This window comes from Sulfitobacter sp. (assembly GCF_041552635.1).
GTDB lineage: Bacteria > Pseudomonadota > Alphaproteobacteria > Rhodobacterales > Rhodobacteraceae > Sulfitobacter.
In genome coordinates this window covers 1-15,665 of record NZ_JBFEKM010000099.1, presented here as the reverse complement: position 1 = coordinate 15,665, position 15,665 = coordinate 1, and the positions used below count along the sequence as shown (strand labels likewise).

Genomic DNA, 15,665 nt, shown 5'->3' with positions numbered 1-15,665 from the left:
CGTCAATCTGGTCATACGCTTTGAAATCGCCAAAATACTTGGTGATCGCAGCTGTCAACGTCGTCTTGCCGTGGTCAACGTGACCGATCGTGCCGATGTTAACGTGTGGTTTATTACGTTCAAACTTTGCCTTAGCCATGGTGGCCTCCTTGATTTTCAATTTGGGCGGTGAGTTTAGAACCCACCCTACAGATTGGGTAGGGCGGGGTTTTCCCCGCCGTCCCAGTTATTTGTTTTCGCAAGTTACGCGAATTTGGCCTGAATCTCGTCCGAGATGTTCTGTGGCACGGCTTCGTAATGCGAGAACTGCATTGTGAAGTTCGCACGACCCGAAGACATCGACCGCAGAGTGTTGATGTAGCCGAACATGTTGGCCAGTGGCACCTGCGCGTCAATCGCGATGGCGTTGCCACGTGTATCCTGTCCCTGAACCTGACCGCGACGCGATGTAAGATCGCCAATGATGCCGCCTGTGTAATCCTCAGGTGTGACAACTTCGACTTTCATGATCGGCTCGAGCAGTTTCGCGCCAGCTTTCTTCATGCCTTCGCGCATACCCATGCGGGCAGCGATTTCGAACGCCAGAACACTGGAGTCAACATCGTGGTATTTACCTTCGATCAAGGCAACCTTGAAGTCGATGACAGGGAAGCCCGCCAAAGGACCGGAGTCCATCACCGACCGGATACCCTTTTCAACACCTGGGATGTATTCCTTAGGCACCGAACCACCAACAACGCGGGATTCAAAGGAATAACCTTCGCCCGGCTCGGTTGGCATCAGGATCATTTTCACTTCGGCGAACTGGCCAGAACCACCAGATTGCTTCTTGTGCGTGTAAACCACTTCAGCTTCACGAGAGATCGTTTCACGGTATGCAACTTGCGGTGCACCGATGTTCGCCTCAACTTTGAATTCCCGCTTCAGACGGTCAACCAAGATGTCGAGGTGAAGTTCGCCCATGCCCTTCATGATGGTCTGACCGGATTCGATATCCGTTTCAACGCGGAAGGATGGATCTTCGGCAGCAAGACGCGCGAGACCGGCGGACATTTTTTCTTGGTCCGCTTTTGTCTTAGGTTCAACCGCGATTTCGATCACCGGATCGGGGAAGGTCATTGTTTCAAGAACAACCGGATCCGCGACGGAACACAGCGTGTCACCAGTTGTGGTATCTTTCAGACCTGCCAGCGCAATGATGTCGCCCGCGAACGCTTCCTGAATTTCTTCACGATCGTTCGAGTGCATCATCATCATACGACCAACGCGCTCTTTCTTGCCTTTGGTCGAGTTCAAGAGCGTGTCACCCTTGTTCAACTTGCCGGAGTAGATGCGTGTGAAGGTCAACGAACCCACGAAAGGGTCGTTCATGATTTTGAATGCAAGGCCAGAGAACGCCATATCATCATCCGCACGGCGCGGGATGTTGCGTGTTTCTGTTTCATCGCCGGGTTTAAAGCCCATGTAATCAACAACGTCCATCGGGGATGGAAGATAGTCGATAACAGCGTTGAGCAACGGCTGAACACCCTTGTTCTTAAAGGCAGAGCCACACAGAACGGGGATAAACTTGATGGCCAATGTACCCTTGCGGATCAGGCTGCGAAGCGTCGCTTCGTCAGGCTCTGCGCCGTCCATCAGGTAGTTTTCCATCGCGTCATCGTCCATCTCGACCGCAGTCTCGATCAGGTGAGCGCGCCATTCGTCGGCCAAATCTTTCAGGTCGGCGCGGATTTCGCGCTGTTCCCAGCTTGCGCCCAGATCTTCACCGGCCCAGACCCATTCTTTCATGGTGACCAGATCGATCATGCCTTCCAGTTCGGTTTCTGCACCGATTGGAATTTGGATCGGTGCAGGTGTCGCGCCGGTACGGTCTTTGATCATCTTCACACAGTTGAAGAAATCAGCGCCGATTTTGTCCATCTTGTTCACGAAAACGATCCGCGGAACCTTGTAACGATCGGCCTGACGCCAAACGGTTTCGGTCTGCGGCTCAACACCGGCGTTGGCGTCAAGAACAGCAACCGCGCCATCCAGAACAGCCAAGGAACGTTCGACTTCGATGGTGAAGTCAACGTGGCCGGGCGTGTCGATGATGTTCATCCGGTACTTGGTGTCGGATGTCGCATCGGCGTCGGGCAGTTCCTGGCGCTGCCAGAAAGTTGTGGTCGCAGCGGAGGTAATCGTAATGCCGCGCTCCTGCTCCTGCTCCATCCAGTCCATCGTTGCGGCACCATCATGCACCTCACCGATGTTGTGGGATTTGCCCGTGTAAAACAGGATGCGCTCGGAACAGGTAGTTTTACCTGCATCGATGTGGGCCATGATGCCGAAGTTACGGTAGCGGTTTAGCGGATAGTCGCGTGCCATGGGGCTGCTTCCTCGAATATATCTGAAACGGATAAATCGCGCCCCATGATGGGACGCGACGGGGGCGATTTATGCCGCCCGAATTACCAGCGGTAGTGGCTGAACGCTTTGTTGGCGTCGGCCATTTTGTGCGTATCTTCGCGCTTTTTCACAGCAGTGCCGCGGGACTGAACAGCATCCATCAGCTCGCCTGCAAGGCGCTCTTCCATGGTGTTTTCGTTGCGCGAACGCGACGCTTTGATCAACCAGCGAATCGCCAGTGCTTCGCGACGCTCGGGGCGAACTTCGACGGGCACCTGATAGGTTGCACCACCAACGCGGCGCGAACGTACTTCGACGGATGGCTTGATGTTATCAAGCGCTTCGTGGAAAACTTCGATGGGCGCGCGTTTGATCTTGTCTTCAACGCGGGTCATTGCGTTGTAAACGATACGCTCTGCGACCGACTTTTTGCCGTCGATCATCAGGTTGTTCATGAACTTTGTAAGGACCAGATCGCCATACTTGGCATCTGGCAGGACTTCGCGTTTTTCAGCGGCGTGACGACGTGACATTTAAGGCTCCTAATTATCTCGCGCCGAGGCTGTCGTTTGACATGTGTCTGATGCGTCTTGCACCAGCGCTGCATTATCAACTTAAACCCCAGCTCAACCCCCGAGGGGAAAGTATGCTGGACAACATCGGGCGTGGTTCAACCAGCGCCCAATGCCCACCCAAATTATTTTGGCTTCTTTGCACCATACTTGGAGCGACGCTGCTTACGGTCTTTAACGCCCTGGGTATCCAGAACACCGCGCAGGATGTGGTAACGCACACCGGGAAGGTCTTTTACGCGACCGCCGCGAATCAGAACAACAGAGTGCTCCTGAAGGTTGTGCGATTCACCTGGGATATAGCTGATGACTTCGAAACCGTTGGTCAGGCGCACTTTTGCGACCTTACGCATGGCCGAGTTCGGCTTTTTAGGTGTTGTTGTATAAACACGTGTACAAACGCCGCGCTTTTGCGGGCACTCCTGCAGGTGCATGGATTTCGAACGTTTGATTTTAGGCTGGCGCGGTTTGCGGATCAGCTGCTGGATCGTTGGCATTCCGGTATTATCCCCGTTTAGCTCACATAAGTGGTGCAGCGGGGCGAACCCCAGTGCGGTTAAATTTCGGCCCCTTCACGCGTCCGCAAAGCTGTTTCTGTTCCACGCACCTTGCGCAAAGCAAAATCACCGCAGCGTTTCCGTACCGAGGAAAACGAGGCGGTGGGGTAACAGAGGATCGAGTCAGCATTAGACCGGATCGTGACCACTAGAGTTATGATTTCGGCATTGCAGGGCGACCCCCACGTCCGAGATAAGGGGCGTATAGGCAGTTGTGCGCCTGCTGTCAACAGGACCAAGGCGAATGCGCATCGATACGCGGATCGGGGGAATTGCGACTTGCAATGTCAACGCCCTGCCGGTCATATTTGATCCGTTCACCTGCGACTTCAAGGGCTTCATTCATATGCAAGTTATCGGTCTCTGCCGCTTTTCTTACCCTGCCCTTGGCGGGTTTCAGGTTGGCCATGACACGATCGAGGAGCGCATGGCTTATCTCTATAATGATGCACGCCTTGAGGAACGCTTTCGATTGTTTGAAACTGTCGCCTTGCCGTGCCTTAAGGCTCAAACCGATCCGGATTTCGAACTGATCGTTGTGATCGGCGATACCTTGCCCCAGCGGCATCTGGACCGTCTGCGCGATATCCTTGCTGCGCTCCCCCAAGCCCGTATCCGAAGCGAACCGCCACGCCAGCACCGCGAGGTGATGAAAGAAATCCTCAACAGCGCACGCAATCGGCACCTGCCCTGTTTGCAATTCCGGTTTGACGATGATGACGCGGTTGCGGTCGATTTCGTCGAACGTCTGCGCGCTGCAAGCGATGATTGCTTTGCCCTGACCCAGCAACACCGTACCATCGCTTTTGACTGGAACCGCGGTTTGATCGCTGAATACGGTCCCAACGGCATCGCCGCAACCGAGGTCTTTCGCCCCTTTGATGTCGCAGCACTTGGTATGTATGTGCGCCCCCGCTGCCCGCTGACGATTATGAACTATGCGCATAACAAGATTAACCGATTTATGCCGACCGTATCTTTTGACACCAAACATATGTTTGTGCGCGGGCACAACGCGTCAAATGACAGCCGGCAAAAGGGCGAAAGGCCCGCTGACGTGACCCCGCTTACACCCGAGGGCGAAACCATGTTCCGGACCCGTTTTGCCATTGACGCCGACGCAGTTCGCCAGATGTTCACCCGCGAAGGTGCGCCATGAGGACCGTCGGCCTGTGCCGCTTTTCCTACGCAGGCGAAGGCGGGTTCAAAGTCGGTCATGATGATTTTGCAGCACTTGAAACCTTTCTCTACGGAACGGACAGGATCGAGGAACGGTTCCGCCTGCTTGAAGCGATCACCTTGCCGAGCGTCGTCGGACAGACTGATTCTGATTTCACTTTTTTGATCGTGACGGGCATCGGATTTCCCGCGCAACATCTGGACCGCCTTCGCGCGCTGACTAGGCACATTCCGAATTGCGAGATCAGGCAATACCCACCTGGCCCCCACCGCCGAGTGATGAGCAAAGCCATCAAGGACTGGCGCGGCGCGGCCGATACGCCTTGCCTCCAGTTTCGGCTGGATGATGACGACGCGATGGCCCTGAGTTTTGTTGAGAGGTTCAAACAGACGGCCCACGACCTTGCCCCAATATCAGCGCGCCACCCGTCAGTGGCGGTCGATTTCAACCAAGGCTATGTCTACACTGCCGGGGCCGAGGGCGTTAAACTGTGGCCCTATCACTATCCCTATTCAGCAATCGCCCTTGGCATGATCGTGGGCGCGGGGTCAGATGATACAATCATGAACCACGGTCATCAGAACCTGTGGAAGACGATGCCGACCATGACCTTTACTGGCGAAGATATGATGATGCGAGGGCACAACGACTTTAACGACAGCCGCTTGAAGGGCAAAAAGAACGTGTTCGACTACAAAGCGATGACCTTCGAACAGGCCGTCCATATCCGAGCTACATTTGGCGTCGACGATGCCAGCGTGCGCGCTATATTTTCGCGACGATGACCTCGCGCCGTGAGAGTTTGCGTTCCCGGTAAAGCGTGAACAGCCCCGTTGCCGCAACTATCGCCGCGCCGATCAAGGTCGAGGGCAGCGGCCAATCCCCAAAGACGAACCACCCCAAGATCAATGCCCATATCAAACCAGTATACCGGAAGGGCGCAATAAACGACACATCCCCCGTCCGCATGGTCTGTACGCTGAAATAATAGCCCATCAGCACAAAAACGGCCGCCGCCGCTATTGCCTGCCAATGAGGTGCCGAAACGGGGGCCCAGGGTGTCGCCAGCTGTGCGAACGCGGAGAAAACAGTGACCGACAGCACTGCGGCAAAGGTCACTGTCATGGACGGCACGGCCTTGGACAGCCGCCGTGTGCTAAGATCACGAATCGTGACGAACATCACCGCAATCAGTGCGTAAACCGACCAGACGTTAAACCCGTCAGTTCCGGGCTTCACGATCAACATCACCCCCATGAATCCCACAAGGATTGCTGAAAACCGTTTCCAACCGACGGGTTCGCGGTAAAATAACGCCGCCCCCAAAGTGACCGTCAACGGCAGCGACTGTAGAATGGCGCTAAGATTAGCCAGCGGCATGTTGAACAGTGCGGTAACAAAGAAAAAACTGGCCGCAACTTCGGAACCCGACCGGATACCAACCAACTTCCAGTCGCGACGGCTAAGCCTGAGATGCATCGGGCCAAGCCGCCCCCAAAGCAGCATGATCAGCGAAATGGAGATCAGCCCACGCAAAAACAACAATTGAAACAGCGGCACAGCGCCGCCAGTCGTTTTTGTCATCGTATCATTCAGCGTGAATGCCGCCATGGAGCCGACCATAAATAGTGCTCCGATCAGGTTTGGCGACATGGATAGGCTTTCATTTGAATGCAATTGCACGGACTATTGCCCCAAAGCCGCGCTAAGCACCACCCAATCCTGACGTTTCGCAGGATTTCCCTATGCAGCCGTTCACGGGCTGAAATTCAATTCATCAGAAGCTCGACAGGTTGGCGCACCGCCACGGAACGAAAAAGCCCCCGCCAATCACTTGACGGGGGCTTTGATTTTCAGGTCAGATCAATGATCAGCTGCGGCTCTCGTCGTCATCAGAGACGGTTTTGAACACATCGCCACCAACAGTATCATCGGCGGTGACCGCTGGTGCAGCCAAACGGGCAGCAATCTCGGCCTCTTCGCGACGGGCTTCGATGACCACATTGTCACGATCAAACGCAACCTTGCGCATCTGTTGCGTCGCCCCACCGGTACCGGCTGGGATCAGACGGCCAACGATAACGTTTTCCTTCAGACCGACCAGCTTGTCGCGCTTGCCCTGAACCGATGCTTCGGTCAGCACGCGTGTGGTTTCCTGGAACGATGCCGCCGAGATAAAGCTGCGGGTTTGCAAGCTTGCCTTGGTGATACCCAAGAGGATCGGTTCGCCCGTTGCCGGACGGCCACCCTTGGAAATCGCCTTTTCGCAGGCTTGGTCAAACTCTTGCTTATCGACGTGTTCGCCTTTCAGCAGCGTGGTGTCGCCGCTGTCCTGGACTTCCCACTTTTGCAACATCTGACGCACGATAACTTCGATGTGCTTATCGTTGATCTTAACGCCTTGCAGACGGTACACATCCTGCACCTCGTCGATCATGTAGTCGGCCAAGGCCTCTACACCCATGATCGCAAGAATGTCGTGCGGTGCCGGGTTGCCATCCATGATGTAATCGCCCTTTTGGACAAAGTCACCTTCCGCAACGGGAATGTGCTTGCCCTTAGGCACCATGTATTCGACCTTGTAATCCGGATCTTCGGAAGACTCGATCGAAATGCGACGCTTGTTTTTGTAGTCCTTGCCGTAGCGTACATAGCCGTCGATTTCGGCGATGATGGCGTGATCCTTGGGGCGACGTGCCTCAAAGAGTTCGGCCACACGGGGCAGACCACCGGTAATGTCCTTGGTCTTGGCACCTTCACGCGGGATACGCGCAACGATGTCACCAGCCTTGATTTCGGTCTGGTCCTCAACGGACAGAACGGCATCAACGGACATTGGGTAGGTCACCGGGTTGCCCGCGTCGTTGCGGACCGGTTCGCCATCGGCATCCAAGATCATGACTTCAGGCTTCAGTTCGTTGCCTTTGGGGGCAGCGCGCCAGTCAATCACGATCTTCTGAGTCATACCTGTCGCATCATCCGTCTCGTCCTTGACCGCGATCCCCGACACAAGGTCGACGAATTTGGTCATACCGGACTTTTCGGCGATGATTGGCAATGTGTACGGATCCCATTCAAACAGCTTGTCGCCGCGCAAGATCGACTGACCTTCCTTAACGAAAAGTTTGGTACCGTAGCCGACTTTGTGGCTGGCACGTTCGTCACCGTTTTCATCAACGATCGACAGCTTCATGTTCCGGCCCATCACCATGATTTCGCCTGCGGCGTTCTCAAGGGTCATCGCGTTATCGAACACGACCTTACCAGGCTGGGATGCCTCAAGGAAGGACTGCTGTCCACCTTGCGCAACACCACCAATGTGGAAGGTCCGCATTGTCAACTGTGTACCGGGTTCACCGATCGACTGTGCGGCGATAATACCGACAGCTTCACCTTGGTTCACCAGCGTACCGCGTGCAAGGTCACGACCATAGCACATGGCGCAAACGCCTTCTTCGGCCTCACAGGTCAGCGGGCTGCGGATGCGTGCGGACAAAACAACCGCTTCATCCACGATATCCGCCAGACGTTCGTCGATGATCGTCTGTGCAGGGACCAGCACTTCGTCTGTGCCCGGACGCAGAATGTCTTCTGCGGCAACCCGGCCCAGCAGACGTTCTGCCAGCGACGAAACGACTTCACCGTCGTTCACAGCCGCTTCGGCAGTGATCGCGATATCGGTGCCACAATCATGCATACGAACGATGCAATCCTGCGCCACGTCAACCAGACGACGGGTCAGATATCCCGAGTTCGCTGTTTTCAAAGCTGTATCCGAAAGACCCTTACGGGCACCGTGGGTGGAGTTGAAGTACTCCAGAACGGTCAGACCTTCTTTAAAGTTCGAGATGATCGGCGTTTCGATGATGTCGCCATTCGGCTTCGCCATCAGACCGCGCATACCGCCCAGCTGTTTCATCTGCGTAACGGAACCACGCGCACCGGAGTGCGCCATCATGTAGACCGAGTTCGGCTCGTTCTCGGACCCATTCTCGCCGTAGGTGGTGGCCGAGATGGCACCCATCATCGCATCGGTGACTTTGTCGTTACACTTTGACCATGCATCGACGACTTTGTTGTACTTTTCACCCTGAGTGATCAGGCCGTCCATGTACTGCTGTTCAAAGTCTTTCACCTGATCACGGGTTTCTTCAACCAGTGGCCATTTGCTGTCCGGGATCAACATGTCGTCCTTACCGAACGAAATACCGGCTTTGAAAGCTTCGCGGAAACCCATTGTCATGATCTGGTCACAGAAGATGACGGATTCCTTTTGGCCGCAATAACGGTAGACCGTATCGATGACCTGCTGCACTTCTTTCTTGCGCAGCAGACGGTTGACCAAGTCAAACGGCGCTTTTGCATTCAAAGGCAACAGCGCGCCAAGACGAATACGGCCCGGTGTGGTGTCGAAACGCTTGTAAACCTCGTTGCCTTCGGCATCGATCTGCTTGATCCGCGCTTTGATTTTGGAATGCAGGTGCACAACACCAGCGTCCAATGCCTGCTGCACTTCGTCAACAGAACCAAAGACCATGTCTTGACCGACCATGCCTTCACGTTCGAGCGTCGTATAATACAGACCCAAGATCATATCCTGCGACGGAACAATGATCGGCGCGCCGTTTGCTGGCGACAGAACGTTGTTCGTGGACATCATCAGAACGCGCGCTTCAAGCTGGGCTTCAAGCGACAGCGGCACGTGAACCGCCATTTGGTCGCCGTCAAAGTCGGCGTTAAAGGCGGAACAGACCAGCGGGTGCAGCTGGATGGCTTTACCTTCGATCAGAACCGGTTCGAACGCCTGAATACCAAGACGGTGCAAGGTAGGTGCACGGTTCAGCATGACCGGGTGTTCGCGGATGACTTCATCCAAGATGTCCCAAACTTCGGGACGCTCTTTTTCCACCAGCTTTTTGGCTTGCTTGACTGTGCTGGACAGACCCTTGGCCTCAAGGCGCGAATAGATGAACGGCTTGAACAGTTCCAACGCCATCTTTTTCGGCAAACCGCACTGGTGCAGTTTGAGTTCTGGACCGGTCACGATAACCGAACGACCCGAGAAGTCGACGCGCTTACCCAAAAGGTTCTGACGGAAGCGGCCTTGCTTACCCTTCAGCATGTCGGACAGCGATTTCAACGGACGCTTGTTGGCCCCCGTGATGACGCGGCCACGACGACCGTTGTCGAACAGCGCATCGACGGATTCCTGCAACATACGCTTTTCGTTACGCACGATGATGTCGGGCGCACGCAGTTCAATCAGGCGCTTCAATCGGTTGTTCCGGTTGATCACGCGGCGGTACAGGTCGTTCAAGTCAGACGTCGCGAAACGGCCACCATCCAGCGGCACCAGCGGGCGCAGCTCTGGCGGGATCACCGGAATGACGGTCATGACCATCCACTCGGGCCGGTTGCCGGACTCGAGGAAGGATTCAACGACTTTCAGACGCTTGATGATCTTCTTGGGCTTCAACTCGCCTGTGGCTTCTTTCAGATCCGCACGCAGTGTGTCTGCTTCGGCTTCCAGATCAATCGCCGCCAGCATTTCGCGGATCGCTTCAGCACCGATATTGGCGGTGAAAGCATCCATGCCATAGGCATCTTGCGCGTCCATGAACTCTTCTTCGGTCATCATTTGACCATAGGTGAGGTCCGTCAGGCCGGGTTCGATAACGACATAGTTTTCGAAATACAGCACACGTTCCAGATCGCGCAGAGTCATATCCAGCATCAGGCCGATCCGCGACGGAAGCGACTTGAGGAACCAGATGTGCGCAACAGGCGACGCCAGCTCGATGTGGCCCATCCGCTCGCGGCGGACCTTTTGCAGTGTGACTTCAACGCCGCATTTTTCGCAGACAACGCCGCGATATTTCATGCGCTTATATTTGCCGCACAGGCATTCGTAGTCTTTGATCGGGCCAAAGATACGCGCACAGAACAAGCCGTCACGTTCTGGCTTGAACGTACGGTAGTTAATGGTTTCGGGTTTTTTGATCTCACCGAACGACCACGACAAGATACGCTCTGGCGACGCCAAAGATACCTTGATCTCGTCGAACGTCTTCATCGGCGCGACGGGGTTGAACGGGTTGTTTGTCAGTTCCTGGTTCATCTTAAATCCTTCGATTAGTCTCGAAAGCGAAGGGAGGGGGCCCGATTTCTTCGCAGAAATCGGGCCGGAATTTTCGAAAATTCCGGCGACGCCCTTACTCGTCTTCCTCCGCATCCAGGAGTTCCATGTTCAGGCCAAGGCCACGGACTTCTTTGACAAGAACGTTGAACGATTCCGGAATACCGGCTTCGAAGTTGTCCTCGCCTTTGACGATGCTCTCGTACACTTTGGTACGGCCAGCGACGTCGTCCGATTTCACAGTCAGCATTTCCTGCAAGGTGTAAGCAGCGCCGTAAGCTTCAAGTGCCCAGACCTCCATCTCCCCAAAGCGCTGACCACCGAATTGCGCTTTACCGCCCAATGGCTGCTGGGTGACCAGCGAGTATGGACCGGTGGAACGCGCGTGGATTTTGTCATCCACAAGGTGGTGCAGTTTCAGCAGGTATTTGACGCCAACGGTCACGGGGCGGGCAAACTGCTCGCCTGTGCGGCCGTCAAACAGTACCGACTGACCCGAGGTATCGAACCCGGCCCGTGTCAAACTGTCATTCACGTCTGCTTCCTTGGCACCATCAAAGACGGGCGTTGCGATTGGCACACCACGGGTTACGTTACCCGCCGCTTCCAACAGCGTTGCTTCGTCCATGCCGGAAATGCCTTCATCGTAGACATCTGCACCGTAGGCGTGGCTCATCGCGTCACGTACAGGTGTCAAATCGCCGGAGCGCTTATATTCCTGAAGTGCTTCGTCGATGTTGATGCCCAAGCCGCGTGCAGCCCAACCCATGTGGGTTTCAAGGATCTGACCAACGTTCATACGCGATGGAACACCCAGCGGGTTCAAACAGAAGTCAACTGGCGTACCATCCGCAAGGAATGGCATGTCTTCCATCGGTACAACCTTGGAAATAACACCCTTGTTGCCGTGACGACCGGCCATTTTATCGCCCGGTTGCAGCTTGCGCTTTACCGCTACGAAAACTTTGACCATCTTCATCACGCCCGGGGGCAGATCATCGCCACGGCGTACTTTTTCGACTTTATCCTCGAACCGCGCATCCAAAGTCCGCTTCTGGATCTCGTACTGCTCGTTCAGGGCTTCGACGATCTTGGCATCATCTTCGTCTGCCAAGGCCAGCTGCCACCACTGGCCACGCGACAGCGTTTCCAGCAATTCGTCTGTGATCACAGAGTTCGACTTGATGCCTTTCGGACCTTTGACTGCCGTCTTGCCAATGATCATCGAGTGCAAACGCGCATAGATGTTGCGATCCAAGATCCCAAGTTCATCGTCACGGTCGCGTGCAAGGCGTTCAACCTCTTCACGCTCGATCTGCAAGGCACGTTCGTATTTTTCAACGCCGTGGCGTTTAAAGACGCGGAATTCAACGACTGTGCCGAAATCGCCCGGCTTCACACGCAGCGATGTATCGCGGACGTCCGATGCTTTTTCACCAAAGATGGCGCGCAGCAGTTTTTCTTCTGGCGTCATCGGGCTTTCGCCCTTTGGTGTGATCTTGCCGACCAGAATATCACCCGGTTCAACATCCGCGCCGATGTACACGATGCCAGCCTCGTCGAGGTTACGCAGCGCTTCTTCACCAACGTTGGGAATGTCGCGTGTGATTTCCTCTGGCCCAAGTTTTGTATCGCGTGCAGCCACTTCGAATTCTTCGATGTGGATCGACGTGAACACGTCATCGCGCGAAACCCGTTCTGAGATCAGGATGGAGTCTTCGTAGTTGTAGCCGTTCCAAGGCATAAACGCGACGATCACGTTTTTACCAAGGGCCAGTTCACCCATGTCGGTCGATGGACCGTCAGCGATAACCTGACCTTTAACAACCGTGTCACCCACTTTCACCAGCGGGCGCTGGTTAATACAGGTGTTCTGGTTGGAACGCTGGAACTTGCGCATACGGTAGATGTCAACGCCTGCATCGCCCAGCTCAAGGTCTTCGGTCGCGCGCAAAACGATCCGCGACGCATCGACTTGGTCGATGATACCGCCACGTTTGGCCATGTATGCCGCACCGGAATCGCGTGCCACAACTTCTTCGATACCGGTCCCGACCAGCGGAGCCTCGGCTTGAAGCAGTGGAACAGCCTGACGTTGCATGTTCGAGCCCATCAAGGCCCTGTTCGCATCGTCATTTTCCAAGAACGGGATCAGCGATGCCGCAACGGACACCAACTGCTTTGGCGAAACGTCAATCAGGTCAACGCTTTCGGAAGGCGACAACGTGTAGTCACCAGATTTGCGTGTGGAGACCAGATCGTTGACGAACTTCATGTTCTCATCAAGGTTCGCGTTGGCCTGCGCCACAGTGTGACGCATTTCTTCGGTCGCGGACATGTACTGGACGTCATCGGAGACCACACCGTTTGAAACCTTGCGGTACGGTGTTTCGATAAAGCCATACTTGTTCACGCGTGCGAATGTCGCCAGCGAGTTGATCAGACCAATGTTCGGACCTTCAGGCGTTTCAATCGGACACATCCGGCCATAGTGGGTCGGGTGAACGTCACGCACTTCAAAACCGGCACGTTCGCGTGTCAGACCACCTGGTCCAAGCGCTGAAAGGCGACGCTTGTGCGTAACCTCGGACAGCGGGTTGGTTTGGTCCATAAACTGGGACAGCTGGCTGGAGCCGAAGAACTCACGCACCGCAGCGGCTGCTGGCTTGGCGTTGATCAGGTCTTGCGGCATGACAGTGTCGATTTCAACCGAGGACATGCGTTCTTTGATTGCACGTTCCATACGCAGCAAACCAACGCGGTACTGGTTTTCCATCAATTCGCCAACGGAACGCACACGACGGTTACCAAGGTGGTCAATATCGTCGATGTCGCCACGGCCATCACGCAGGTCAACCAACGCTTTGATACAGGACACGATATCGTCGCGGTCCAGCGTGCGCTGTGTGTCTTCTTTGTCGAGTGCAAGGCGCATGTTCATTTTCACACGGCCAACCGCGGAAAGGTCATAGCGTTCGCCATCAAAGAACAAGGTGTCGAACAGGTTCGACGCAGCTTCAACTGTGGGCGGCTCGCCTGGGCGCATGACGCGGTAGATATCCATGAGCGCGGTGTCGCGGTTCATGTTCTTGTCGTTCGCCATGGTATTGCGCATGTACGGGCCGACATTGATGTTGTCGATGTCCAAGAGTGGGATCTCGGTAATGCCAGCATCAACCAGCTCTTTGGCGGTACCACCAATAAGCGTGCCGTCTTTATCATGCTCAAGCGTCATCTCGTCGCCAGCTTCGACATAGATCGCGCCGGTTTCTTCGTTGATGATGTCGCGTGCAGCAAATTTACCAGCGATGTGCTCAAACGGCAGAACCAGTTCGGTTACTTTGCCTTCGTCAACAAGCTGTTTTACGGCGCGTGGTGTTACTTTCTTGCCCTTTTCGAACAAGACTTCACCAGTCGCAGCGTCGATCAGATCATAGGTTGGACGTGTGCCCCGCACACGGTCAGGATAGAATGGTGCAACCCAGCCTTCACCAGCCTTAAGCTTGTAGTTCACAGTGTTGTAATACGCATCCATGATCGCTTCTTGGTCCAGACCAAGCGCGTACAGCAGCGTTGTCACAGGCAACTTACGGCGACGGTCGATCCGGGCGAACACGATATCCTTGGCGTCGAATTCGAAATCCAACCAGGACCCGCGGTACGGGATAATCCGGCAGGCAAACAACAGCTTGCCCGAAGAGTGCGTCTTGCCTTTGTCATGATCAAAGAACACGCCGGGGGACCGGTGCATCTGGGAAACGATAACGCGTTCAGTACCGTTCACGACAAATGTGCCGTTCGGTGTCATCAAAGGCATATCGCCCATGAACACGTCTTGTTCCTTGATGTCCTTAACAGACTTCGCGCCTGTGTCTTCGTCGATATCAAACACGATCAGACGCAGCGTCACCTTCAAAGGTGCAGCATATGTCATGTCGCGTTGCTGACATTCTTCAACATCGTATTTCGGTTTTTCAAGCTCGTACTTTACGTACTCGAGGACGGAAGTCTCGTTGAAATCCTTGATCGGGAAAACCGACTGAAAGACGCCCTGAATGCCGTCACCATCTGTCGGGGTGTCCTGATCGCCGGAGCGCAGGAAAAGATCGTATGAGGATTTCTGGACCTCGATCAGGTTAGGCATCTCCAGAACTTCGCGGATTTTGCCGTAGTATTTACGTAGACGTTTCTGGCCAAGGAAGGATTGCGCCATGTGTCATATCACCTTTCGTATCTCTTGCCGAGCACGCCATCACCGGGGCCGTGATGCGCGCCCATAAGAGCGGTAAATCCTGGTCAATTCTTGAGGCACGTCCCACCGTGCTTCTTCCGACCCTTAGGACCTATCCAGAGAAGCATTCCATCTGAAATACTTGTCAAAACAGATCAGGCTGGACAGGGAATTTCCCCATCCAGCCTTGTGTTTTATGGGCTGCCCCGGAACTTTCGAAAATTCCGGCCCGATTTTTTTGAAAAAATCGAAACCCAGATCGAATGGCTTACGCCAGTTCAACCTCTGCGCCAGCTGCAACCAGCTTGGCCATAACTTCTTCGGCTTCGGCTTTGTCGACGCCTTCTTTGATCTTGCCGCCAGCTTCAACCAGATCCTTGGCTTCTTTCAGACCAAGACCGGTGATGCCGCGAACTTCTTTGATCACGTTGATTTTGGACGCGCCGGCGTTCTTCAGAACGACGTCGAATTCAGTTTTCTCTTCTGCGGCAGCACCTGCATCGGCAGGGCCAGCCATCATCACTGCGCCGCCAGCGGCGGGCTCGATGCCATACTCGTCTTTGAGGATGGTTTTCAGTTCTTGTGCTTCAAGCAGTGT

10 protein-coding genes are annotated in these 15,665 nt (G+C 54.8%); 2 read left to right on the top strand and 8 right to left on the bottom strand.

All coding sequences use genetic code 11. The features are described from left to right. From ABYT07_RS12710 to rpsL, 4 genes are all read right to left on the bottom strand, one after another. Positions 1-139 (bottom strand): GTP-binding protein (locus ABYT07_RS12710; RefSeq protein ID WP_295512839.1); only part of this gene is annotated, 139 nt, incomplete at its 3' end. Positions 140-243: 104 nt separating this feature from the next. Continuing rightward, positions 244-2,370 carry an elongation factor G gene (fusA, locus tag ABYT07_RS12705; protein WP_372992142.1) on the bottom strand — a complete coding sequence of 709 codons (2,127 nt, stop codon included), beginning with the start codon at positions 2,368-2,370 and terminating at the stop codon, positions 244-246. Between the two features lie 83 nt (positions 2,371-2,453). Further along, a complete protein-coding gene (gene rpsG, locus ABYT07_RS12700) occupies positions 2,454-2,924 on the bottom strand; it encodes a 30S ribosomal protein S7 (protein ID WP_008224920.1) in 471 nt (156 codons plus the stop codon). A gap of 164 nt (positions 2,925-3,088) precedes the next feature. After that, the gene (rpsL, locus tag ABYT07_RS12695; RefSeq protein ID WP_005849863.1) at positions 3,089-3,460 is read right to left on the bottom strand and encodes a 30S ribosomal protein S12; all 372 of its coding nucleotides are present in this window, start codon (positions 3,458-3,460) and stop codon (positions 3,089-3,091) included. 406 nt (positions 3,461-3,866) lie between these two features. On the opposite strand from rpsL, the gene ABYT07_RS12690 reads away from it, so the two are divergent. Beyond that, positions 3,867-4,679 carry a putative rhamnosyl transferase gene (locus ABYT07_RS12690; protein WP_372992143.1) on the top strand — a complete coding sequence of 271 codons (813 nt, stop codon included), beginning with the start codon at positions 3,867-3,869 and terminating at the stop codon, positions 4,677-4,679. After that, positions 4,676-5,485, top strand: a complete 810-nt coding sequence (locus tag ABYT07_RS12685; protein ID WP_372992141.1) for a glycosyltransferase — start codon at positions 4,676-4,678, stop codon at positions 5,483-5,485. Before ABYT07_RS12690 ends, ABYT07_RS12685 begins: the two co-directional genes overlap by 4 nt. On the opposite strand, the gene ABYT07_RS12680 is transcribed toward ABYT07_RS12685, so the two are convergent. The 4 genes from ABYT07_RS12680 to rplL form a co-directional block, all read right to left on the bottom strand. After that, positions 5,466-6,353: a DMT family transporter gene (locus tag ABYT07_RS12680; RefSeq protein WP_372992139.1), complete on the bottom strand. Its 888-nt coding sequence runs from the start codon at positions 6,351-6,353 to the stop codon at positions 5,466-5,468. The genes ABYT07_RS12685 and ABYT07_RS12680 overlap by 20 nt on opposite strands. Before the next feature lie 217 nt (positions 6,354-6,570). Beyond that, positions 6,571-10,818 carry a DNA-directed RNA polymerase subunit beta' gene (rpoC, locus tag ABYT07_RS12675; RefSeq protein ID WP_372992138.1) on the bottom strand — a complete coding sequence of 1,416 codons (4,248 nt, stop codon included), beginning with the start codon at positions 10,816-10,818 and terminating at the stop codon, positions 6,571-6,573. 94 nt (positions 10,819-10,912) lie between these two features. After that, entirely contained in the window at positions 10,913-15,049 is a 4,137-nt protein-coding gene (gene rpoB / locus ABYT07_RS12670; RefSeq protein WP_372992137.1) for a DNA-directed RNA polymerase subunit beta, read from the bottom strand. A gap of 286 nt (positions 15,050-15,335) precedes the next feature. Continuing rightward, the coding region (rplL, locus tag ABYT07_RS12665; protein ID WP_372992136.1) for a 50S ribosomal protein L7/L12 at positions 15,336-15,665 on the bottom strand (330 nt) is incomplete at its 5' end.

Excerpts from the sequence above, each read along its gene's own strand:
- rpsL (WP_005849863.1), bottom strand. The coding sequence starts at position 3,460 with ATGCCAACGATCCAGCAGCTGATCCGCAAACCGCGCCAGCCTAAAATC.
- rpoC (WP_372992138.1), bottom strand. The coding sequence starts at position 10,818 with ATGAACCAGGAACTGACAAACAACCCGTTCAACCCCGTCGCGCCGATG.
- ABYT07_RS12690 (WP_372992143.1), top strand. The coding sequence starts at position 3,867 with ATGCAAGTTATCGGTCTCTGCCGCTTTTCTTACCCTGCCCTTGGCGGG.
- fusA (WP_372992142.1), bottom strand. The coding sequence starts at position 2,370 with ATGGCACGCGACTATCCGCTAAACCGCTACCGTAACTTCGGCATCATG.
- ABYT07_RS12685 (WP_372992141.1), top strand. The coding sequence starts at position 4,676 with ATGAGGACCGTCGGCCTGTGCCGCTTTTCCTACGCAGGCGAAGGCGGG.
- rpsG (WP_008224920.1), bottom strand. The coding sequence starts at position 2,924 with ATGTCACGTCGTCACGCCGCTGAAAAACGCGAAGTCCTGCCAGATGCC.
- rpoB (WP_372992137.1), bottom strand. The coding sequence starts at position 15,049 with ATGGCGCAATCCTTCCTTGGCCAGAAACGTCTACGTAAATACTACGGC.
- ABYT07_RS12680 (WP_372992139.1), bottom strand. The coding sequence starts at position 6,353 with ATGTCGCCAAACCTGATCGGAGCACTATTTATGGTCGGCTCCATGGCG.